The sequence below is a fragment of the Archangium minus genome (genome assembly GCF_044360475.1).
GTDB lineage: Bacteria > Myxococcota > Myxococcia > Myxococcales > Myxococcaceae > Archangium > Archangium minus.
The window spans coordinates 9,524,964-9,545,389 of the sequence record NZ_CP043494.1; the positions used below are offsets into that span (position 1 = coordinate 9,524,964).

Consider the following 20,426-nt stretch of genomic DNA (forward strand, 5'->3'; position numbering starts at 1 on the left):
AAACCATTGCGCTGCGGTAATCTGCGCCGTGATGAGCACGACCCCCGCCCCCCATAGGCCCCTGCTGCGGCCCGAGGACCTGTGGCCTCGCATGGTCAGCACGACTCGGAACGCGCTGGCCACCGGAGCCCTGCAGCCCATCGCCACCGATTGCCGGACCCTGGAGCATCAGGGCATCCCCTTCCAGGTGCGACTGCTCGGCCGGGCGCACCTCAAGGATGACCGGGCCAAACGCGAGAAGCCCCGCGCGGCGCCGTTCAATCCCTTCGAGAACCCGGAGCCGGACATGGTGGTCGGGGACCCCTCGCCCACGCACGTGTGCCTGCTCAACAAGTTCAACGTCGTCGAGCACCACCTGCTCATCGTGACGCGCGTCTTCGAGGAGCAGGAGTCCCTGCTCACGGCCGCGGACTTCGAGGCGCTCGCGCTCTGCATGAGCGGCCTGGATGGGCTGGCCTTCTACAACTCCGGCGAGATGGCCGGTGCCAGCCAGCGGCACAAGCACCTGCAGCTCATCCCGCCGCTCGGCCCCGAGGGACTCCGTGCGCCCGTGGAGAAGCTGCTATCCCCCCCGCCCGCGCGGGGCCCCGTCACCACCGTCCCTCCCCTGGGCTTCCTCCACGCCGTGACCGGGCTCGGCGTCTGGGAGGACTCACCCGAGAAAGACGGAGCGCGCATGCTGGCGGCCTACCAGTCCCTGATGGCGGCGCTCGGGATGGGGCAGCTTCCCCTGCCGCCGTACAACCTGCTCGCCACGCGGGACTGGATGCTGCTCGTGCCCCGCGCGTGCGCGGAGACCCACGGCATCAACGTCAATGCCATGGGCTTCGCCGGCTCGCTGCTCGTCAAGACGCCCGAGCAGCTCCAGAAGCTCCAAGAGCTGGGCCCCCTGGAGATTCTGCGCCAGGTCACCCGGCCTGCCGCGCCGGGTACCCCGTGATGAAGGCTCAGGCCTCCGTCAGGATACGGTGTCTGTAGAGCTCCAGCAGGATGTCCTCGTGCAGGTCCGCCTGCTTCTCCTTGCGCAGGCGCTCGCGCACCGCCGACACCGGCTCGCGGCCCGTGAACTCCACGAGGAGCGAGTAGGCCACTCCGGGCAGCGCGACAGCGTCGTACTCGCTGTAGGCCCCCAGCGCGACGCTCCCATCCGCGAGCCACTTCACGGTGGCCTCGGGGTTGAGCTTGAGCACCTTCGGCAGCTCGGGCGCGACCGCGTCCCGGAGGCTCTTCTCCAGCACCTTCAGCTCGATGACCCCATCCAAGCCGAGGATCTTCTCCACCTGCTCCGGAGACAGCGCCCGGACGGCCTCGAAGCAGCCCCGGTAGAAGTCGCGCTCACGGCCCGCCCACTGACGCCACAGCGCGGCGTACTCCTTCTGGGGCAGCGGCTTGTCGTCCAGGTCCTCGACGGTCGGCGTCTCCGAGAGATCCGGCTTGTCCCGGCCCGCCAGGATGTACTCAGGCATGAGCTGGAGCACCGCGTAGCGCGAGAGCTGGATCTCCGCGAGCGCCAGGTACGTCTTGAACGTCATCCAGAGCTTCCGCCCGTCGGCCCCCGCCACGTACTTGCAGAAGAACGTGGAGCACACGGCCTCGCGGTAGGGCCAGATGGTGCAGCCGCCGTGATCCAGCTCGTAGTACGGGCAGCGCATGGAGGCGGCCTTGCCGAAGAACTGGCGCGAGTTGCGGTAGAGCAGGTTGTACCGGGCCGACGGCCGGACCCACTGCGGCGTCACGCCCACACGGCTGGAGATCTTCTCCCCCACCCGCCGCCGCCCCTCGTCCAGCTCATCGCGCGTGTCGGACAGGAGCGCGCCCACCAGGTAGTTCGGCAGCTTGGGGTAGTACGTGCAGCACTTCGTGTCCGGCCGGAACAGCCGGCTTACCCCATCCACGGACTCGACCGTCTCCGAGCCCGAGGAGGGGCACATGGCGCACGAGGCGCACGTGGCTTTCGTCTCGACGGGAATCTCCTTCTGGAAGAAATCAGGAAGGAGATCCCTGTAGAGGACCGGCAGGCTGTCGAGCATCTGGGGCATGGGCGCGGGCTCCTCCGTGGGTGGATCCCGCCATCTACCAGCAGAGACCCCGGACTTCCAGGCGCACCACCAGTGCCTTGACGACGGGCCCCAGCTTGTCCAATTTGCCGGGCTTCATGCCAGTCCTGAGCGGTGCAGTGACCTTCTCGCGCTTCCGGGCCGAACCGGCCGAAAACGCGCCTTCCGATACGAAACGCTGGCTCGCCAAGGGCCTGAAGTCCGGAGCCTTCGAGCCCATCGATCTCAAGAAGACCGAGGACGAGCGGGCGGCGGGCTTCGTGGAGCTGGAGAACCATGACTCCGTGGACTTCTCCACCGGCAGCGTCCTCTATGGCGAGTACGCGCTGTTCGGCTTCCGTATTGACACCGTCAAGCTGCCCGCGGCCGTGCTGAAGGCCGAGCTGGAGAAGTGGGCCAAGGCGTTCGAGAAGCAGAACGGCCGCCAGCCCACCCGCGGAGAGAAGGCCGAGAACCGCGCCTCCCTGCGCCACATGCTGCGCCAGCGCGCCGTGCCGAGCACCAAGGTGCACGACGTGAGCTGGAACCTGAAGACGAGCCAGGTGCAGATCTGGGCCGCCTCGCGCAAGGCGGTGGATGAGATCCTCATCGCCATTGAGACGGCCTTCGAGGTGAAGCTCCAGCCGCTGGTGCCCGCGTCCCTGGCGGCGCGCGCTGGCATCGCCGACGACGCCCTCATTCCCACGCCCGAGCTCATCGGCGTGGAGATTTCCAACAGCGAGATTCCCAGCAGCGAGGTGACCCATGGGGAAGCGTGAGCAGGCCCGAATCGAAGCGGCCTTCATGCGGGGCGACACCGGTGTGGACGGTGCCGCCACCGAGGAGGAAACGCGAGACGAGGCCGAAGTCGAACGCGACAAAGCGCGCGAGCAACTGCTGCGCGGCCGGGCCTACCTGGGTCGCGAGTTCCTCACCTGGCTGCTGTGGCGCTCGGAGTCCGGCGACGCGCTGGTGGACTTCGAGGGCACTGGGCTCATCGTCCTCTACACCGGCCGGTGCACCCTGCGCGGCATCAACGGCGACGTCACCGAGATGTCCGCCCGGGGAGCGCTCGCGCCCTACTCGGAGCAGGTGAAGCACTCGCTGGACCGCGGCCTGCTCATCCACCAGGCGCGGCTGCGCTTCACCCACGGCGAGAAGGCCTACGAGGTGACGCTGGACGCCGAGTTCCTCGACATCCGCGCGGCCAAGCTGCCGGAGCTGATGACTGAGGAGGAGGATGATCGGCTGCAGGAGCGGCTCTATCTCACCGAGCAGCTCTCCGCGATGGTGGACACCCTGGTGCAGGCCTTCCTCGAGGTGCGCGCGAGCCGCAACTGGAGCAAGAAGGTCGTCCCGGCGATGAAGAGCTGGATGAAGGGCGAGGACGAGGCCCCCAAGGCCAACAAGATGCAGCTGGCGCGCGCCGCCCGCGGCTGAGCGGACTGCAGGCCCCAGACAAGGGAGCGGAGCCCGTCGGTTCCGCTCCCCTGGGCGCTACTGGACGAGCCGGCGAATGTCCCCGCAGGCGATGTACGAGCCGCCGTTGCCCGTCGTGACGATCTCATCCACCACGTACAGCACGTTCTCCTCGCGGATGTCGCGGGGGAAGCGGATGTTGAGGTTGGGATCGTAGCCGTCCGACACCACGCGGGCGCGCAGCTTGCTGCCCTCCTTGATGCACTGGACGATGACGCCCGTGCCCACGCTGTTGGTGGTGGGGAGGTCCGCCGCCGAGCCCGCCGTCACCTTCGACGCCGTGGGCTTGCTCTTCTTCGCTGGAGCCGCATCCGCCGCTCGCGCCGCACGCTCCTGGCCCGGCAGGACCAGCCGCTTGATGGCACCCACCACGCGGTAGAAGGAGCCATCCCCCGAGGGCTCCAGCTTGTCCACCACGTACGTGACCCCCTCCTCACGGACGCTCCGGGGGAACTGCACGTTGAAGCTCGGGTCATAGCCCTCGGAGGCCGCGTGGATGCGCAGCTTGCCGCCCTCTCGCACGCACTTGAGGAGGATGCCCGTGCCCGCGCTGGACACCGCCTCCAGGCTGTCCGCCGAGCCGCCCGCCGTCCCACGCAAGGCCAGATCTCCACGGCTGCGCGTGCCCGCCTGGTAGGACTGATCCCTCAGCTCCTTGCGGATGACGGGATCGTACTTCCTCGACTCCAGGCGCTGTGCGTAGTGCGCGAGCTGCTCCACCTCCTCGGCGATGTCATAGGAGGCCTTGTCCAGATGGGCGGAGAGCTCGGCGATGACCTGTCGCAACCGCTGCGAGGCCATGGTGAAGTCACCCTTGTCAGCGAGCTCGACAGCCTGGTCCTTGACGCGTGCGATGCGCAGGCGATTCGTCTGAGCCAGCACGTTCTTGTCCGCCGACACCGCCGCCGACTCCGAGGCCGCCGCCAGCGTGGCGACGATGGGCACCTCACCCGAAATTTCCCGGATGGCCCCATCCACCACCACCTGCGCCCGATACACCAGCGTGGCCAGCGTCACCGGACCCCCCTCCGCCCCCGCGTCCACGGACAGCTCCGCCGCGAGCTGCCGATCCTCGGTGGAGTATAGGTCGCCCAGCCCCACCGCCACCTCCTGGCCTCGGGACTCGAAGCGGTAGCGGTTGAGCACGCTCGCCACCTTCACCGTGGGCGCTGGCTTGAGTGTCACCTCCAGGTTCTGCGCGACGATCGAGCCCAGGCCCTCCATCTCGATGCCAAACACGCCCTCGGCGTCGTCCGGCGTCTGGATGTAATAGAAGTGCCCCTCGCCGGCGTTGGCCATGCCGATGAGCAGGTCCTCATTGAAGTTGGCGCCAAAGCCAAGCGTGGTGGTGATGACGCCAGCGGCGGACTTCTCCCGAGCCGTGGAGACGAGCGTCTTCGGATCGGTGATGCCCATGTTGGCCTGACCGTCCGTGAGTAGCAGCACACGGTTGATGCGCTCGCTGGCCTTGTTGGCGCTCACGTGCTCCACCCCCTTCAGCCAGCCGCCGCTGAGGTTGGTGCACCCGCCGGCGCGCACCTGGGAGAGCACCGAGCCGATGGCCGCCTTGTCCGTGACGCGCGTAGGCTTGAGCACGGAGTGCACCGCGTCGTCATAGGTGACAATGGAAAGCCAGTCCTCGGGACCCATCCGATCGACGAGTTGCCGCGAGGCTTGCAGCGCGTGCTTCAGCGGAACGCCCGCCATGGAACCCGAGCGATCAATGACGAGGCTGAGATTGAGCGAGCGCTTCGCGGATGCCTCCGAAGCTTCCGCCTTGAACGTCACCAGCAGGTCGACCTTCGACGAGGTACCAACGGGAAGCACCGGACGGCCGAGCGTATAGGAAGCCTTCATGGAGGGCCCTTTCGAGAAGTACGAGAGAGAGCCTAATGTCACCCTCTGTCATGCGTCACCAGGGGCACTCCCGTCCTGTTACGTCGGCATCACGAGGGAGGGGGCTCAGAAGATGATGCAGTCGAACTTCTCGATGACGGCCCGGATCTGCTCCTCCGTGGTCCCCATCCGCCTGGCCACCGAGGGGGCATGATACGTCAACGCCTTCGTCGAAGGAGGGTGGGTGTGTAATTCCTCGACGATGACGCTGCCAAAGCGCTCCGGCCACTTGACTCGGCGTAGCTCCGGGGCTCGTTCGATAGGGTCCAGGAAGGTGAAGCAAGGCCATCGAGGAAACTTGAGGGTGCGGGTGTCACAACCATGGACACGGCACCCGTCCAGGAGGGCTTCGGAGAAATCGCAGGCCTCGATGCCACCGTGCTCCCGGCCCGAAGTTTGTGGGCACCGATAGCCGAAATCGCACCCCGACAGCCGCCCGAAAAACTGGCACCCCACCAAGAACGCACGCGACCAGTCATGGTTCTTCAACTCCTGCTTCACCTCGAAGGTGCAGTTCATGAACCGTGCTCCTGCGAGGATATGAAGGTGCTTGGAGGACACCTTCAGGACGAGGGTGCAGTGCCGCAGCGTCAGGTTGGGACCAAGAAAATAGAGGGAGTCTTTGTCGGTGAGTTCCAGCCGCTCGTTGTCGACTTCCTTGTCCTCGATGAGGACGTTCTCGAGCCATCCCATTTCCGCACTCCTCAGAAGGTGATCATCCGGAAGAACTCGCTCGCCATGCGCCTGCCATGCCGTGCCAGATTCGACTCGGAGCCAGAGAGAATCTCGTACTGACGGCCTGTCTTCAGGTCAATCATGTCGACGCCCTGGTGGTTCCACCTGAGGCTCCCTCGAAATTGTTCTTCCACCTTCCTGTGGACGAAACGTCCCCGAGCCTCACGCTCCAGGAGGCGAGCCAGCCAGTGCCGCCCCTTGTTCGTGGCATCTTTGATGGCATCCCTCTCATTGGGGGAAAGTTCGTGCGGCCCCCACTCCCTCGCAGCCTGGGTGACCACCTCCTGAATCTGGTCGCCCACCTTGTCCTCGAAGGGAATGTCCGCAGCCGACTTGCCGGGTGGCAGGTGCCAGCGCTGCCCATCGTCGAGTTCGACCTGCCGGTTGCCGCCTTGATGACGAATGACGGTTACGAAAGAGCGGCCGCCGGAGGCCGTTCCCGTCCCGGAGCCCTGTCCTTTCTTGAGCAGCACCACGGCCATGGAGCCCTGGGGTGAGATGGCCACCGTTTCCACCGCCGCTACGGCCTTGGCCAGGGCCTCCTCCGTCGCGAGCGCCGCATCCGAGACCTCCAGGCGCCCCATGACGGCAGCGCCACCCTGAGCCTCGAACCGAGCGCCCGCGAGGTTGAATCTCGGAAGTGACTTCACCCGCGAGACCACCTGCCCCAGCGTGTGCCCGCTGAGCGTGGTCACCGCGAGAATCAGGGCCCGCGCCGCGTCCTCGCCTAGTACCTTGCCGAATTCCTCGCCCGCCGTACGCAGTTCCTCGAAGGTGGTGGCGTGGTACGCCGTATCGGCCAGGCGAGCCCACCCATCCATCAGCCCGTACACTGTCTTGAGTCCCAGGTACCCCATGAGAACGACGGTGAGGGTGGCGGCCAAGGCCTTGGTTGTCGGCTCGGGCACTACCCACATCATGCAGTAGAGGGCGACCGTCCAGACGATCATGGAGACGAGCGCCCGTGCGTCCAGCAACTCGCCCACCAGAACCGCGCGCGTCTCGCCGAGCACGGTCCCGAAAGCCAGCGCCAGGGCCAGCGTGCGCCGGTCGTCGGTGCGCAGGTAGGTGTCGTCATCCAGCAGACCCAGGCAGTCGCCACCACCCTGACGAGCACACCACTTGAGGTACTTCTCCCTGAGGGCTGCTTCAGCTTGGGGGGTGAGGACAACCGGGCCCTCCTGGCGCTGGGGTATCCAGGTGAGGCCTTCGCCGCGGTACTGCTCCAGCATCCAGTCACCTGTTGCCGCAACTCTGGGAGCGTCTGGTTGCGTCCCCAGAAGGCTCAGCAACTCGAGGGCGGCCTCCCGTGGCGTCTTCTGCTTCAGCCGCACGTCGCGGGAAAGGCGCAGGAAGGCCTGCTGGAACTCGGCCCTGGGTATGAGCACCGGCCGGGTGACGACGGCGCTGGGCTCCATGAAGTCCACGACGTACACGGTGGCGGACTCAAGCCCGGGCTCCGCCGTGGCGGCCACGCGCTCCTTCGGTGTCAGCGGGGGCGTGAGCGCGTTGTAGCGGTCGCCCACGAGGAGGCTGCCGTGTGGGGTGCCCGTGGAGCAGGCAGACTGAAGGAAGAGGACGAGGAGAAACCAGCCGCCCAGCAGGGGGAGCAGCCGAACGCCACGTGAGCGCGAGCCAACGAGACGGGTGGTCACAACGCACCTCCAGAAGCGGCACGGCGCACGAACTGTCGCTTCAGAATTACACGGAAGAGCGGGTGCGTCCGTCAAACCACGGCCCCACGTACCAGCCGGGGGACCTTCAGCGGGCGGCGCCCTCCCCGCAGTGGTTAGTCTTCCGGGACCATGTTTCCCGAGCGCTATATCCACACGCAAGAGACGCGGCGCCTGTTCGGAAGCCGCGTGGACCGCCTTGGTGCCATGCTCAACGAAGGAGATTCGCTCGCCGACGAAGCCGCGGCAGCCCTCTCCACTCTCTCGCCTCGGCTAAGAGAGGAGCTGATTTGCCGAATGACAGCGGGCGACAGGCCTCCCTCGGCTCCCGAGGCAGTGGCCCGCTTCTTCGCTCATGTCCACTACGTCCCCTTCTGGGTGGACGACAAGCGCTGCGATCGAGGCGGAGCGACCCTCCTGCGCACAGGCCTCTTTGGCGGCTTCGTGCTCGCGTTCCGCTCGCTCGTGATGGGCTATTGCTCGCCGGCGGGAAACAAACCCCTCACCTTCTCAGGGCGGCTCAAGACGGCCGCACCGCGCCGGCTCTCCGAAACGAGCCGCTTCGTGGAGGCCGTGTGCCTGCCGGGGGGGATGCGACCGGGCGCCCCCGGCTTCGCGTCGACGGTGCGCGTGCGGCTGATGCACGCCCAGGTCCGGCGCATCCTCTCGGGCTCGCCGCAGTGGAATGCGCAAGCCTGGGGCGTGCCCATCAATCAGCTCGACATGGCGGGCACGGTGCTCCTCTTCAGCCTCGTGGTGGTGGATGGGCTGCGGCGTCTCGGGGTGCAGCTCTCGCCGGACGAAACGGAAGACCTGATGCACCTGTGGCGCTACAACGGGTACGTGATGGGCGTGCGCGAGGAGCTGCTCTCCGCCACCGAAAACGAGGCACGCCCCCTCTGGGAGCTGATCACCAGCACGCAGGCACCACCGGACGAGGACTCGGTGGCATTGACCGAGGCACTCATCCAGAGCCCTCGCCTCCAGGCACACACGCCCGAGGATGTCTTCCGGGCAGAGCAGGCCATCCAGCTCGGCTACGGCGTCTCCCGCTACCTCATCGGTGACGAGGCGGCAGAGGCGCTCGGCTACCCCCCGAGCGCCTGGCGTTTCGTGGGGCCGCTGTTGCGGGTGCTGCTCTCGGGCACCAGCCAGTTGATGCGGCGGGTGCCGGGCGTGGACATGCTGGCGCTGAACGCCGGGATGACCTACTGGCGGCGTGCCGTCTCGCTGGGACTGGGCGGGAACGACGCCACCTTCGAGATGCCCCAGAACCTATCCGTGTGAGCTGGCATCAGCGGGGCGGCCGAAGTCCCCGAGCACGACGCGGGCCCGGCCCTCCATGGGCAGCTCGTGCTCCTCCACGGAGGGAAAGCCGAGCTCGCGCGCCAGGTCCGCCAGGTACCGCCGCCACGGGTTGTACGGCATGCTGTTGTCCGAGCAGCAGGGCACCACGGCGAAGGGCAGCCGGTGCTTCGCCGCGTACTCGATGATGATCCGCGTCGCCCCGTCCGGGTGCATGCCCACGAGCAGGTCGCACTCGCACGGCTCCTCCAGGGTGAACATGCGCTGGGCGTAGCGCACGGGCAGATGCTTGTGGCGCAAATCAAAGGTGGTGACCGTGCGCCCCAACCGGGACAGGGCCTCGTTCAGCCGCCCCTGCCCTCCGGCGATGTCGTAGATGCGCGGAGCGGGAAACCGCTCGGTGATGAACTGGGCGAAGAGGTCGAAGCGACGCTTGTCGGCCATGTCGACTCTCTACACCATGTCGGGCGTCCCGGATTCCCGAGAGCAGCCCTGACCGCACGACAAACCGCACCCAGGAGCAGGCAACCGAGCGGACCACAGCCTCTCAGCGGCCCTGGATACAGCGCTGCAGCTCTGCGATGAGCGTCTCGTAGCGCAGCGGCTTGCCCAACACGCGGCGCGCCCCCAAGGACCGCGCGGCCTCGGAGGCCAGCGAGTTCACCTGCCCCGTCACCACCAACACCGGGGCGTCCGGCCGCGACTGCCGCGCGGTGCGAATCACGTCCAGCCCATGCCCACCGGGCAGCTCCACGTCCGTGATGACCGCGTCGAAATACTCGCTCCGCAGGCGCTGCACGGCCGCTTCCGTCTCGCACGAGCCCACCGCGGAGTAGCCATCCATCAACAACAGGTCGCACAGCGCGCCCATCGCCGCCGGCTCACCATCCACCACCAGGATGCGCTTCATGGCGCTCACCTCGCGATCCAGGGTTGAGGGCGCATGCCGCTCGCGCGACGCATGGGGGTAGCCGGCAGGGGAAAGGCCAGTTCCAGCGCATCCGCCGCCTCGGCCAGCGAGCCGTGCGCCGCCTCGATGCGCGCGAACTTCGCTCGCACCCGCTCCATCACGTCCACCGGCAACAGCCGCCGCACCATGGGGAAGAAGCGCCCCTCCTCCGCCTCCGTGTGGCCCCGGTGCAGGCGCACGTAACGCTCCGTCAGCGCGTAGAGCTCCTCGGGCTCCCTCTCACCCCGGGCCACCGCGCGAGCCACCTCACGCAGCTCCCCCGCCAGTTCGCGCCCCACCTCGTGTTGCGCGGAGAGCCCCGCCAACATGCCCGCGCCTGATGGCAGCCCCCGCGCGATGAGGGCCTGGAAGACCTCGCCCTCCTTCGCGTCATGGCTCCCATCCACGAAGGTGAGCAGGTAGTGCGCGGCGCGCTCGAAGAGCACCGGGGACACCTCCCCGCCTCCGCGCCCATGCGTCACGGCCCGATCGAGTACGTCCATGACGCGCTCGATGTGGCGATGCTCGTTCACCAGAATGTCGATAGCGTCCATGTTCACACCGTCCGAGAGAAACGGGACCGCTCAGCCCGGCGCAAGTAGGCGTCGAACACCATCGCCACGTTGCGCACAAACAGCCGCCCCAGGGGAGTCACCTCGAGCTGGCTGCCTTCCCGGCGCACCAACCCGTCATCTTCCAGCGGCTTGAGCCGCTCCAATTCCAGCGCGAAGTCGCGCGTGCCGTCCTCGCCCAGGTCCACCCAGAAGTTGCACATGAGCTGGGTGATGAGGGCGCGACGGCGCCGGTCATCATCCGTGAGTTGGATGCCCCGTTCGGTGGCGAAGCGGCCTTCGCGGACACGCTCGTAGTAGTACGGCAGGGCTCTGACATTCTGTGCGTACGCGCCGCCCACGTCACTGATGCCGGTAGCGCCGAGCGCCACCACGTCCGAGGCCGCCTTCACCGTGTAGCCCTGGAAGTTGCGCCCCAGCGAGCGCCGCTCCTGGGCTCGGGACAGCTCGTCCTCGGGGACGGCGAAGTGGTCCATGCCAATGGGCCGGTAGCCCGCCTCCACGAAGGCGGCCCAGGCGGAGCGGAACAGCCCCAGCTTGGTGCGTGCGTCCGGCAGAGCCTCGGCCGGCATGCGCTTCTGGTGCTTGAGCACGTCCGGGATGAAGGCAAAGGAGTACACAGCCAGCCGATCCGGCCGCAGCGACAACACCTGCCGCAGGGTGTGCTCCCAGCTCTCCGGGGTCTGGTACGGCAGCCCGTAGATGAGATCGAAGTTCACCCCGGAGAAGCCCAGCTCGCGGGCGTGCTCCAACAGCCCTCGGGTCTGCTCGAAGGGCTGGTGGCGGTTGGTCACCTCCTGCACCTTCGGGTTGAAGTCCTGCAGCCCCATGGAGACGCGGTTGAAGCCCAGGTCTCGCAGCAGGGAGAGTTGCTCCCGCGAGGTGACGGCCGGGTGCACCTCGATGGCCACCTCTGCGTCCGGCAGCAGGGAGAGGTGCCGGTTGAGCCCGCTCCACAGACGCTCGAGCTGCGCCTCGTTGAGGAACGTGGGCGTGCCGCCGCCCCAGTGGACCTGGGACAGCTTGCGCCGGTGACCCAGCCGCTCCACCACCTGCTCCAGCTCGCGGAGGACGTGGTCGATGTAGACGTCCGCCGCACTCCGGTCCTGGGAGATGACCACGTTGCACCCGCAGTACCAGCAGAGGCTGCGGCAGAACGGCAGATGGACATACAGGGAGAGAGGCTCTTCAGCGCCAGCAGCGCCCGCCACATCGAGCCGCTCGGCGTAATGCTCGGTGCCGAAGTCGTGCTTCCACTCGGGGGCGGTGGGATAGCTGGTGTAGCGAGGGCCGGCGACATCGTACCGGCGCATCAGCTCTTCGGAGGGAGTAGGGATTTGCAGGGGCGCGACCATCGAGCACCCTGCCATTCCAAGCACCGTGCCAGCGCCGAGCCCTCGGAACCCCCCGTCCCGACTGCGTTTCCGAGCGCAAGGGCTGCGCCCGGACGCAAGTGTTGCGCTTCAGACATCCATTCGCCCGGCTATCGGCCTGGGGAGGGAGGCCCCAGGAAGCGAGCTTCCAGCCGTTTCACCTGCCCGGACGCCTGGTCGGTGACCTGAATCTGGAAAGTGAAGGGGAAGCGCAGCCCCCGCTCCACAGTGACGAAGAGGGGCAGCCGGAAGCTCTCCAGGGAGCTGAGCTTCACCTCCTGCTGCGCCACCACCACGGAGGCCGGTACCGGGCTGTCTACTCGCACCGTGAAGGAGGACTCGACGGGGTTCTTGTTCACCAGGTGCAGCTCAAACTGATTGCGCACCGTGGAGCCCTCCAGGAAGTAGGGCAGACCCTGGAAACGCAGCAGGTTGGCCTCGAAGGGAGTACGCCCCACCAGGCCCACCGTGAGCGCGATGGCGGAGATCAACAGCAGGCCCCCATAAAGGAACAACCGCGACCGGAGCACCCGCCGCGGCTGTCCCGCCAGCCCGTTGAGCGAGTCGTAGCGGACGAGGCCCTTGGGACGCCCCAGCTTCTCCATCACCTCGTCACAGGCGTCCACGCACTGCGCACAGGCAATGCAGTCCATCTGCAGGCCATTGCGGATGTCGATGCCCGTGGGGCAGGCGGTGACGCACTTGCGACAGTCCACACAGTCGCCCTGGCGGGGCGCATCCGGAGTCCCCAGCCTCGCCTTCACCAGCCGGCCCCGGGGCTCACCCCGGGCAAGGTCGTAGCCGATGATGAGCGAGTCCCTGTCCTGCATGGCCGACTGCAAGCGCCCGTAGGGGCAGAGCACCACACAGAGCTGCTCGCGGAACCAGGCGAAGTTGAAATACAGCGCGCCCGTGACGGCCATGGCCCAGGCGAAGGGGACGCCATGCCCTCCTGGCCCCTCGCGCACCATGGTGTCCAGGTCCTTCACGGAGACGAAGAGCGCGAGCGCCACGTGCGCCAGCAGCCACGACACGAGGAGGAAGGCCCCGTGCTTCGCCACCGCGCGCATCACCCGGTCCGGCGTCCACGGCCCCGCGGCCATCCTCAGCCGACGCTCGCGGGGTCCATCAATCCACCGCTCGATCCGCCGATAGACGCCCTCGAGGAACACCGTTTGAGGACAGGCCCAGCCGCACCACACCCGGCCGAGCCACGCCGTGGCGAAGAGCAGGGAGAAGCCGGCGGTGGTGAGCAGGAAGAGGACGATCCAGAAGTCCTGCGCGTTGAAGGTGCTCCCAAAGAGGTAGAAGCGGCGCGCGGCCACGTCCAGGTGCACGGCGGGATGGCCGCCCACCCGGATGAACGGCAGCACAACGTAAATGGCGATCAGCACCGCGTAGACGATGCGCCGCCAGTGAACGAAGCGGCCTCGCACATCCGAGGGGTGGATGGCCACGCGCGAGCCGTCCGACCGGATGGAGGAGAGATGCCCGGTGTCCGGCCATGGAGCTCGAGGCTGCATACGTCCTCCCCTACTGTTCCGGCTCGCCCTGGGGAGCCTTGCCGGGTACGTGGGTGTTCTTGAGCGTCAGCACGTAGGCGACGATGGAGCGCACGCGCTCGGCGCCCAGCGTCCGCTCCCAAGCCGGCATGCCCTTGGCCACCGCGCCTTCTGCCACCGTCTTGTGGATGTCCATCGGCTTGCCGCCGTGCAGCCAGAACTCGTCCGTGAGGTTGGGGCCGATGAGCCCCTCGCCCTTCTGACCGTGGCAGGCCGCACACTGCTGCGTGAACTGCACCTTGCCCTGATCCACCGCCTGGGGATCCTGCATCAGCGCGAGCAGCGTCTCGTCGGACGTGGGCTTGCCCGAGGCGGCCTTGCGCGCGGCCTCGGCAGCCTCGGCCTTGTACACCTCAAGGGAGCCAGGGCCGGTGCCGCTCACGTGGTAGTAGAACCAGTAGCCGAAGGCGAAGACGATGGTGGTCCAGAGGATGAACAGCCACCACCGGGGCAGGTGGTTGTCCATCTCCTCGATGCCGTCATAGATGTGGAGAACGCCCGGCTTTTCACTCGAGCTCATGGTGGCCCCTCTCACCGCGAGAGTCGGAAGTCACCGCGCCCGGCTCGGCCAGCGGCAGCCGTGCGAGCGCGTCGTAGTCCTGTCCTCGTCGCGCGAGCAGCACCCACGCCGTCACGCCGAGGAAAACAGCGAAGAAGAGAAGCAAGGTGAAGAGCGGGAGATGGACCAGGTCCATCCCCTCGTAGAATTGGCGCCACATCAGGGAGTCCCTCCCACCGTCGAGGCCGTCTTGATGCCACCCGGAGCCGGCTGGATGTCCTGGGGCCCGCGTCCGAGCCGCTGCAGGTAGGAGATGATGGCCACCATCTCCGAGTCCCACGTCACCTCGATGCCCTGGCTGGCCAGGTCCGCCGTGATGGTTTCCGCCTGCGCCTTCTGACGCGCCTCGGCCCCGTCGACGTCGGTGTTCGTGTACGGCACTCCGAGCTTCTGCATCAGCGCCAGCTTCTTGGGCGCCAGCTTCACGTCGATCCGGTTCTCCGCGAGCCACGCATACGACGGCATGTTGGAGCCGGGGCTGGTGGCGCGCGGATCCATCAGGTGCGTGTAGTGCCAGAGGTTGGGGTACTTGCCGCCCACGCGGTGCAGGTCCGGACCGGTGCGCTTGCTGCCCCACTGGAACGGGTGGTCGTAGATGAACTCCTCAGCCCGAGACACGTCGCCGTAGCGCTGCGACTCGGCGAGGAAGGGACGGATCATCTGCGAGTGGCAGACGTAGCAGCCCTCGCGCACGTACAGGTCACGCCCTTGTAGCTCCAGCGGGGAGTACGGCTGCTGCGCCTCGCCATGAGCTGGGACGGCCTGCTTGACGAGGATGGTGGGCAGCAACTCCGCCACACCTCCGATGAGGATGGCGAGCAGGGTGAGCACGGTGAAAGCCAGGGGCCGGCCCTCGATGAGGGCGAACCAGGAGGGCCCACCGGACTCGCGGTTGCGGCGGGCGATGATCCACGCGAACTCACCCAGCGCCACAATGGCGCCCATGATGACGATGGCGCGCACCGGGCCGGACCAGCCGAGGAAGATGCTGATGCCGATGATGGCCAGCGCGAACAGGAGCGGCCAACCGGTGACCACGGCCACCCAGGCGGGCTTGCCCGGCACCACGGACGCAGGAGCCTTCTCCTCCTCCACCACCACCGTGGTCTCACCATCCACGGCCTGACCGGAGCGAGCCGTCTTCCAGAGGTTCCACACCATCAGGAAGAAGCCGAGCAGGTAGAGCGAGCCGCCGAGGAAGCGGACGATGTACATGGGCCGGATGGCGATCAGCGTCTCCACGAAACTCGGGTAGAGCAGCGTCCCGTCCGGGTTGGTGGCGCGCCACATGAGGCCCTGGTTGATGCCCGAGGCCCACATCGCGACCATGTAGAGCAGGATGCCCACCGTGGCCGTCCAGAAGTGCAGGTCGGCGGCCTTCACCGAGTGCAGCTTCGTGCCGTACAGCCTGGGCACCAGCCAGTAGAACATGCCGGCCGCCATGAGGCCGTTCCAGCCCAGGGCGCCACCGTGCACGTGACCGATAATCCAGTCCGTGTAGTGGCCGAGCGCGCTCACCGACTTGATGGAGAGCAGCGGGCCCTCGAAGGTGGCCATTCCGTAGAAGGTGACACCGGCGATGAAGAACTTGATGACGGGGTCCTCACGCAGCTTGTGCCAGGCACCGCGCAGGGTGAGCAGGCCGTTGAGCATGCCGCCCCAGGAGGGAGCCCACAGCATGACGCTGAAGATCATCCCCAGCGACTGCGCCCAGTCAGGCAGCGCGGTGTAGAGCAGGTGGTGCGGACCGGCCCAGATGTAGATGAAGACCAGGGCCCAGAAGTGGATGATGGAGAGCCGGTACGAGTAGACCGGGCGCTCGGCCGCCTTGGGTAGGAAGTAATACATGATGCCCAGGATGGGCGTGGTCAGGAAGAACGCGACGGCGTTGTGGCCGTACCACCACTGAACCAGCGCGTCCTGCACACCGGCGAAGACGGAGTAGCTCTTCAGCGGGCTGAGCGGCAGCGCCAGGCTGTTGACGATGTGCAGCACCGCCACGGTGATGATGGTGGCGATGTAGAACCAGATGGCGACGTAGAGGTTCTTCTCGTTGCGCTTCGCCAGCGTCCAGAAGAAGTTGATGGCGAACACCACCCAGATGAGCGCGATGGCGATGTCGATGGGCCACTCGAGCTCGGCGTACTCCTTCGAGGTGGAGATACCGAGCGGCAGCGTCACGGCCGCCGCGACGATGATGGCCTGCCACCCCCAGAAGTGGATTTTCGAGAGAAGGTCGGACGCCATCCGCGCCTTCAGCAGGCGCTGGGTGGAGTAGTAGACGCCAGCGAACATCATGTTGCCCACGAACGCGAAGATGACCGCGTTGGTGTGCAGCGGACGCAGGCGCGAGAAGGTCAGATAGGGGACGCCGAAGTTGAGCTGCCACCAGGCGAGCTGGGCAGCGACGATACAGCCCACCAGCATGCCCACCACGCCGAACAGGATCGAAGCGGTGATGAACCGCCGGGTGGTGGTGTCGTCGTAGACGATGCGTTGCTGTTGCACGAGATCACCTCGGGAAATTCACTGCTGCGGCTTGGACTCAGAGGACTCCGCCTGGGTGGGGCGGGCGGTGTCGTCCTCGAGCGGGAAGAGGGCCAGGCGATCAGAGTGCTCGTAATCCCGGTGCCGCACACTGAAGGCGTAGAGCAGCACCGAGCCCACCACGAGCATCAGGCTGACGAAGACCTGCAAGACGATGACATTCATGCGGGCAACTCCTTCAGCGCCTGAGGCTTCCCGTTGGCCGCGTGCTGGCGGCGGGCGGAGAGGCTCGCGAGGGTGAAGAGGATCAGGGAGAGGGAGCTGAGCGGCATGACCACCGCCGCGCGCAGGGGAGTCATCAGCCCCGCGAGACTCACCGACACCGTCACCACGTTGTAGGCCAGGGCAATCCCGATGATCCGGCGCACCACCTGGCGCAGCCGACCCGAGAGCTCCAACGCCTCACGAATGGACGAGAGCCCCTCGCCCATGAGGAAGAAGTCAGACTTGCCCGGCAGCACCGGCCGATCGATGGCGGGCGTGCCCGCGCAGAAGGCGCGCTCGAAGGCGAGGCTGTCATTGACGCCATCGCCCAGGTAGAGCGTGTCCGACTGGTCGATGCGCGCCACCGCCTCGGCCTTGTCCTCGGGCCGCTGGCCACCAAGCGCGTGCTCCACCGGTACGCCCAGCGCCTCGGCCATGGCACGCACCCGCTCGGGCGCGTCGCCGGAGATGAGCCACACCTCCTGGCCGGCCTCGCGCAGCGCTTGAATCTCCCGGCGCGCATCGGCACGCACGGACTCGCGCAGGGCGAAGGTGGCCAGCGGCTGACCATTGAGAGCGAGGACGGTCCCCTCCAGCCCCGTGGCTCCAGGCGCCGCCCACGCTGGAGCGCCCAGCCGCCACGTCCCGTCCTCCCGGAGCAACTCCAGGCCCTGCCCAGGGTGCTCCGTCACCTGCGCACCGGCGGAGAAGCGCGCGCCCGCGCGGGAAAGGGCCGCGGCGAGGCAACGGCTCACCGGGTGGTTGCTGCGCGAGGCCATGTCGAAGGCCACGTCGCGAGTCCCAGGCGCGAGCGCATTCACGGCCTCGCGGTCCACCAGCTCGAGCCGGCCGAGCGTCAGCGTCCCCGTCTTGTCGAAGAGCACCTTGCACACGCGGGGAAGCCGGTCCAGCAAGTCCTGGCTGCGCACGAAGAGGCCGAGCCGGCGCAGGCGCGTCTGCGTGAGCTCGTAGGCGAGCGGCACGGCGATGCCAATGGCGCAGGGGCACGTCACCACGAGGAGGGCCACCGCCACCTGCAACGCCTTGTCCTGCCCCTGGGGCAGCCAGAGCGCGAGGCCGAGCCCGGAGACGAGCAGCACGGAGAGCACCCAGCGGCGGGACACGGCATTCCAAAAACGCGCATGTGCGGGAACCCGGCCGGGCGCGGAGGGCGTCTGGCGCAGCAGGGCCACCAGCGGCGAGTCCTGGAAGTCCGTCCGAGCGCGAAGGTGGGCAGCGGCACGGGCCGCATTGAAGGCCCCGGCAGGCACCTCCCCTCCCCTCTCCACCGCGCGAACATCCGGCTCACCCGTCACCCAGTCGGTGGAGAAGCTGGCGCGTGCGTCGAGCAGCTCGGCGTCCACAGGCACCAGCTCGCCCGGGGCGATGACGAGCACATCGCTCGCGCGCAACTCTGCGGCGCACACGGTGACGAGCCTGTCCCCCTCCTGCCTGCGGGTGAAGAGACCGTCCGCACCGTCATCCTCCAGGAGGAAGCGGCGGTTGCGCTCCAGGACGCGCTGTTGCAGCCAGCGTCCCACCAACATCAAGGTGACGAAGGTGTTGAGCGTGTCGAAGTAGGCGAGGTCCCCCCGGCCGTCGCGCGCCTTCAGCAACGAGGTGGAGAAGACGAGCAGAATGCCCAGGGCGATGGGCAGATCCAGGTGGAGAACGCCGCTGCGCAGCCCGCGCCAGGCCGAGCGGAAGAAGGGCCAGCCGCCCACCAGCACCACGCCGGTGGAGAGCCACACGCTGAGCTGGCTGAAGAGGGAGAAGACCTCGCCGTCGGCGGGCGTGAGCCCCACGTAGAAGCTCACCGAGAAGAGCATCACGTTCATCGTGATGGCGGCGCAGATGCCGAGCCGAATAGGCAGATCGTGCGAGGCGGACTCAGAACGCTTGCGGCTGGGGCCGAAGAGGTAGCCAAAGCCCTCGACAGAGCGAAGGAAGCCAGCCACGTCGAAGGAGCCCTTGCGCCACGCGAGCCGCACCTTGCCGAGCGCCGGATTCACGGTGAGCGAGGCCCCACCGGCTTGCCGGCGGAACAGCTCGTTCATCAGCCAGACGCATGCGGCACAGTGAATGCCTTGCACATCCAGCTCGAGCGCACACACAGCGCCAGTGGAGGACTCGGCGCGGGCGACGAGCGGCTCCAGCCAGGCGAAACCCCGGTCCTGCTTGGGCTCGGGAGCCGGAGCCGCCTTGCCATCGGCCAGCGAGTAGTACCGGGTCAGTCCCTGATCCACGAGGAGACGGTGAACGGCCTCGCAGCCCGCGCAGCAGAAATCCTTCAGCGACGAGCCCTCGGGAACGGGGCTGCCGCAGTGACGGCACGAGGCCGCGAGCTGCTCTTTTGGCTGGGAGGCCGGCATCGGACCGGGCCCCTTGCGAACGGCATGCCCATTGCCATGTACCGGGGCATGACCACGGCATTTCCCCTTCTCGAAAGCGTATGGACGGGCGTGATGGGAGCGCTGGTGGTGGGCGTCACCGGCAGCGTGCACTGCCTCCTCATGTGCGGGCCGCTGGCGTGCGCGGGATTGCCGGGAGTGAAGGGCCCGGAGCGGTGGCGCGCGGTGCTCGCCTATCAGAGCGCCCGAGTGGGTGCGTACGCGCTGGTGGGCGGGCTGCTCGGAGCGTTGGGCGGAGGAGTCACCCAAGTCCTCGCGGTCTCGGCCCAGCCCTATCTACCGTGGGTGATGGCGGCGGCGCTGGTGGCCTCGGCGCTGGAATTGGGCAAGCGGCTGCGCCCCCTTCCCGGGCTGTCCTACCTGGCCGGAGCCGTCACCCGGGCGAGCGCAAAGTTTTCGCTTTTGAGCAAATCGGGCGCAATGGGTGCGGTCACACCGCTCTTGCCGTGCGGTCTGCTCTACGGCGTGTACGCGGCGGCCCTGGCCAGCGGCTCCTTTGGAGGAGGAGCCCTGTTGATGGGAGCGTTCGCGCTGGGTGGGCTCCCGGCGCTGCTGGGAGCCCAGCTCCAGACAGGCTTATGGCAGCGGAAACCGCACATGGCGGAGTTCGCGCTGAAGCGCGCGGTGCCGCTGGTGGCCGCGGCGGTGCTCATCTACCGAGCCGTGGGCGTCAGCACGGGCCACCCGAGCTGCCACTGAGCGCCCCGAGGCAGCCCGTCGAGCAGGCGGGCCTCCTATCCCCAGGTGTCCTTCGTCCGAGGCACCCTCATGTTGAAGGGACATCTCTTGGGAGAGCAACCATGAGCAAGAAAGACGTGTTGAAAGTCCCCTTGACTCCCACTCCCCCCGAACGTGAGCGGGAAGCGGGCCCGGAGGATGACGAGCAGCCCACGCGCTCCGTTCCCGTGATGAACCCCGACGCCGGCCCGGCCGGAACGCCTTCTCTGGGCGACAAGCGGCACATCATCGAGCCCGCCAATCCACCGGGCCGGTACCCCGGCGTCAGTGTGACCTGAGCCGGGGCCACTACGTCATAAAGAGAAGGGCCGGGATGAACCCTGGCCCAACCTTGAGTCCGCAACAGCAAGAATCACAGTTCACTGAACCTGCGATCAAGCATCTGCC

Annotated in this window: 20 protein-coding genes; 6 read left to right on the plus strand and 14 right to left on the minus strand. The window is 67.4% G+C overall.

Features of this window, described 5'->3' with window-relative positions; all coding sequences use genetic code 11:
- The first annotated feature begins 31 nt into the window (after nt 1-31).
- Nucleotides 32-940: an ATP adenylyltransferase gene (locus F0U60_RS38795; protein ID WP_395807265.1), complete on the plus strand. Its 909-nt coding sequence runs from the start codon at nt 32-34 to the stop codon at nt 938-940.
- 7 nt (nt 941-947) lie between these two features.
- Here F0U60_RS38795 and F0U60_RS38800 read toward each other — a convergent pair whose 3' ends face one another.
- Nucleotides 948-2,039: a hypothetical protein gene (locus F0U60_RS38800; RefSeq protein WP_395807267.1), complete on the minus strand. Its 1,092-nt coding sequence runs from the start codon at nt 2,037-2,039 to the stop codon at nt 948-950.
- A 116-nt stretch (nt 2,040-2,155) separates the two neighbouring features.
- Here F0U60_RS38800 and rdgC point away from each other — a divergent pair, with 116 nt between their 5' ends.
- On the plus strand, nt 2,156-2,815 hold the full coding sequence (gene rdgC / locus F0U60_RS38805) for a recombination-associated protein RdgC (protein ID WP_395807269.1): 660 nt from the start codon (nt 2,156-2,158) through the stop codon (nt 2,813-2,815).
- Nucleotides 2,802-3,476: a hypothetical protein gene (locus F0U60_RS38810; RefSeq protein WP_395807271.1), complete on the plus strand. Its 675-nt coding sequence runs from the start codon at nt 2,802-2,804 to the stop codon at nt 3,474-3,476. Before rdgC ends, F0U60_RS38810 begins: the two co-directional genes overlap by 14 nt.
- 57 nt (nt 3,477-3,533) lie before the next feature.
- On the opposite strand, the gene F0U60_RS38815 is transcribed toward F0U60_RS38810, so the two are convergent.
- The 3 genes from F0U60_RS38815 to F0U60_RS38825 form a co-directional block, all read right to left on the minus strand.
- Nucleotides 3,534-5,372 carry a VWA domain-containing protein gene (locus F0U60_RS38815; protein WP_395807273.1) on the minus strand — a complete coding sequence of 613 codons (1,839 nt, stop codon included), beginning with the start codon at nt 5,370-5,372 and terminating at the stop codon, nt 3,534-3,536.
- Between the two features lie 105 nt (nt 5,373-5,477).
- Complete coding sequence (locus F0U60_RS38820; RefSeq protein ID WP_395807275.1) at nt 5,478-6,104, minus strand: hypothetical protein; 627 nt, start codon at nt 6,102-6,104, stop codon at nt 5,478-5,480.
- 11 nt (nt 6,105-6,115) lie between these two features.
- Nucleotides 6,116-7,801: a hypothetical protein gene (locus F0U60_RS38825; RefSeq protein WP_395807277.1), complete on the minus strand. Its 1,686-nt coding sequence runs from the start codon at nt 7,799-7,801 to the stop codon at nt 6,116-6,118.
- 315 nt (nt 7,802-8,116) lie between these two features.
- On the opposite strand from F0U60_RS38825, the gene F0U60_RS38830 reads away from it, so the two are divergent.
- Nucleotides 8,117-9,106: an oxygenase MpaB family protein gene (locus F0U60_RS38830; RefSeq protein ID WP_395807279.1), complete on the plus strand. Its 990-nt coding sequence runs from the start codon at nt 8,117-8,119 to the stop codon at nt 9,104-9,106.
- Here the strand turns inward: F0U60_RS38830 and F0U60_RS38835 are convergent.
- The 10 genes from F0U60_RS38835 to F0U60_RS38880 all read right to left on the minus strand — a co-directional run bounded on the left by F0U60_RS38835 (nt 9,095) and on the right by F0U60_RS38880 (nt 19,262).
- Nucleotides 9,095-9,568, minus strand: a complete 474-nt coding sequence (locus F0U60_RS38835; RefSeq protein ID WP_395807281.1) for a hypothetical protein — start codon at nt 9,566-9,568, stop codon at nt 9,095-9,097. The two genes, F0U60_RS38830 and F0U60_RS38835, sit on opposite strands and share 12 nt — an antisense overlap.
- 103 nt (nt 9,569-9,671) lie before the next feature.
- Nucleotides 9,672-10,034, minus strand: a complete 363-nt coding sequence (locus tag F0U60_RS38840) for a response regulator (protein WP_395807283.1) — start codon at nt 10,032-10,034, stop codon at nt 9,672-9,674.
- Nucleotides 10,035-10,039: 5 nt separating this feature from the next.
- Entirely contained in the window at nt 10,040-10,627 is a 588-nt protein-coding gene (locus F0U60_RS38845; protein ID WP_395807285.1) for a hemerythrin domain-containing protein, read from the minus strand.
- A 2-nt stretch (nt 10,628-10,629) separates the two neighbouring features.
- A complete protein-coding gene (gene hemN, locus F0U60_RS38850; RefSeq protein WP_395807287.1) occupies nt 10,630-12,000 on the minus strand; it encodes an oxygen-independent coproporphyrinogen III oxidase in 1,371 nt (456 codons plus the stop codon).
- Nucleotides 12,001-12,128: 128 nt separating this feature from the next.
- Nucleotides 12,129-13,541 carry a cytochrome c oxidase accessory protein CcoG gene (gene ccoG / locus F0U60_RS38855; RefSeq protein WP_395807289.1) on the minus strand — a complete coding sequence of 471 codons (1,413 nt, stop codon included), beginning with the start codon at nt 13,539-13,541 and terminating at the stop codon, nt 12,129-12,131.
- A 10-nt stretch (nt 13,542-13,551) separates the two neighbouring features.
- Complete coding sequence (locus F0U60_RS38860; RefSeq protein WP_395807291.1) at nt 13,552-14,100, minus strand: cbb3-type cytochrome c oxidase N-terminal domain-containing protein; 549 nt, start codon at nt 14,098-14,100, stop codon at nt 13,552-13,554.
- Entirely contained in the window at nt 14,087-14,299 is a 213-nt protein-coding gene (locus tag F0U60_RS38865) for a CcoQ/FixQ family Cbb3-type cytochrome c oxidase assembly chaperone (RefSeq protein ID WP_395807293.1), read from the minus strand. The genes F0U60_RS38860 and F0U60_RS38865 overlap by 14 nt, the downstream gene beginning before the upstream one ends.
- Entirely contained in the window at nt 14,299-16,647 is a 2,349-nt protein-coding gene (gene ccoN / locus F0U60_RS38870) for a cytochrome-c oxidase, cbb3-type subunit I (RefSeq protein WP_395807295.1), read from the minus strand. Before ccoN ends, F0U60_RS38865 begins: the two co-directional genes overlap by 1 nt.
- Before the next feature lie 18 nt (nt 16,648-16,665).
- On the minus strand, nt 16,666-16,851 hold the full coding sequence (locus F0U60_RS38875) for a cytochrome oxidase (protein ID WP_395807297.1): 186 nt from the start codon (nt 16,849-16,851) through the stop codon (nt 16,666-16,668).
- Entirely contained in the window at nt 16,848-19,262 is a 2,415-nt protein-coding gene (locus tag F0U60_RS38880) for a heavy metal translocating P-type ATPase (protein ID WP_395807299.1), read from the minus strand. The genes F0U60_RS38875 and F0U60_RS38880 overlap by 4 nt, the downstream gene beginning before the upstream one ends.
- A gap of 24 nt (nt 19,263-19,286) precedes the next feature.
- Here F0U60_RS38880 and F0U60_RS38885 point away from each other — a divergent pair, with 24 nt between their 5' ends.
- Nucleotides 19,287-20,000, plus strand: a complete 714-nt coding sequence (locus tag F0U60_RS38885) for a sulfite exporter TauE/SafE family protein (protein WP_395807301.1) — start codon at nt 19,287-19,289, stop codon at nt 19,998-20,000.
- Between the two features lie 101 nt (nt 20,001-20,101).
- Nucleotides 20,102-20,317 carry a hypothetical protein gene (locus F0U60_RS38890; protein WP_395807303.1) on the plus strand — a complete coding sequence of 72 codons (216 nt, stop codon included), beginning with the start codon at nt 20,102-20,104 and terminating at the stop codon, nt 20,315-20,317.
- The last annotated feature ends 109 nt before the right edge of the window (nt 20,318-20,426 follow it).

What these genes read in the sequence shown, in the direction of transcription:
- F0U60_RS38795 (WP_395807265.1), top strand. Translation starts at nt 32, where the DNA reads ATGAGCACGACCCCCGCCCCCCATAGGCCCCTGCTGCGGCCCGAGGAC.
- F0U60_RS38800 (WP_395807267.1), bottom strand. Translation starts at nt 2,039, where the DNA reads ATGCCCCAGATGCTCGACAGCCTGCCGGTCCTCTACAGGGATCTCCTT.
- rdgC (WP_395807269.1), top strand. Translation starts at nt 2,156, where the DNA reads ATGCCAGTCCTGAGCGGTGCAGTGACCTTCTCGCGCTTCCGGGCCGAA.
- F0U60_RS38810 (WP_395807271.1), top strand. Translation starts at nt 2,802, where the DNA reads ATGGGGAAGCGTGAGCAGGCCCGAATCGAAGCGGCCTTCATGCGGGGC.
- F0U60_RS38815 (WP_395807273.1), bottom strand. Translation starts at nt 5,372, where the DNA reads ATGAAGGCTTCCTATACGCTCGGCCGTCCGGTGCTTCCCGTTGGTACC.
- F0U60_RS38820 (WP_395807275.1), bottom strand. Translation starts at nt 6,104, where the DNA reads ATGGGATGGCTCGAGAACGTCCTCATCGAGGACAAGGAAGTCGACAAC.
- F0U60_RS38830 (WP_395807279.1), top strand. Translation starts at nt 8,117, where the DNA reads ATGACAGCGGGCGACAGGCCTCCCTCGGCTCCCGAGGCAGTGGCCCGC.
- F0U60_RS38835 (WP_395807281.1), bottom strand. Translation starts at nt 9,568, where the DNA reads ATGGCCGACAAGCGTCGCTTCGACCTCTTCGCCCAGTTCATCACCGAG.
- F0U60_RS38840 (WP_395807283.1), bottom strand. Translation starts at nt 10,034, where the DNA reads ATGAAGCGCATCCTGGTGGTGGATGGTGAGCCGGCGGCGATGGGCGCG.
- F0U60_RS38845 (WP_395807285.1), bottom strand. Translation starts at nt 10,627, where the DNA reads ATGGACGCTATCGACATTCTGGTGAACGAGCATCGCCACATCGAGCGC.
- hemN (WP_395807287.1), bottom strand. Translation starts at nt 12,000, where the DNA reads ATGGTCGCGCCCCTGCAAATCCCTACTCCCTCCGAAGAGCTGATGCGC.
- ccoG (WP_395807289.1), bottom strand. Translation starts at nt 13,541, where the DNA reads ATGCAGCCTCGAGCTCCATGGCCGGACACCGGGCATCTCTCCTCCATC.
- F0U60_RS38860 (WP_395807291.1), bottom strand. Translation starts at nt 14,100, where the DNA reads ATGAGCTCGAGTGAAAAGCCGGGCGTTCTCCACATCTATGACGGCATC.
- F0U60_RS38865 (WP_395807293.1), bottom strand. Translation starts at nt 14,299, where the DNA reads ATGTGGCGCCAATTCTACGAGGGGATGGACCTGGTCCATCTCCCGCTC.
- F0U60_RS38875 (WP_395807297.1), bottom strand. Translation starts at nt 16,851, where the DNA reads ATGAATGTCATCGTCTTGCAGGTCTTCGTCAGCCTGATGCTCGTGGTG.
- F0U60_RS38880 (WP_395807299.1), bottom strand. Translation starts at nt 19,262, where the DNA reads ATGCCGGCCTCCCAGCCAAAAGAGCAGCTCGCGGCCTCGTGCCGTCAC.
- F0U60_RS38885 (WP_395807301.1), top strand. Translation starts at nt 19,287, where the DNA reads ATGCCCATTGCCATGTACCGGGGCATGACCACGGCATTTCCCCTTCTC.
- F0U60_RS38890 (WP_395807303.1), top strand. Translation starts at nt 20,102, where the DNA reads ATGAGCAAGAAAGACGTGTTGAAAGTCCCCTTGACTCCCACTCCCCCC.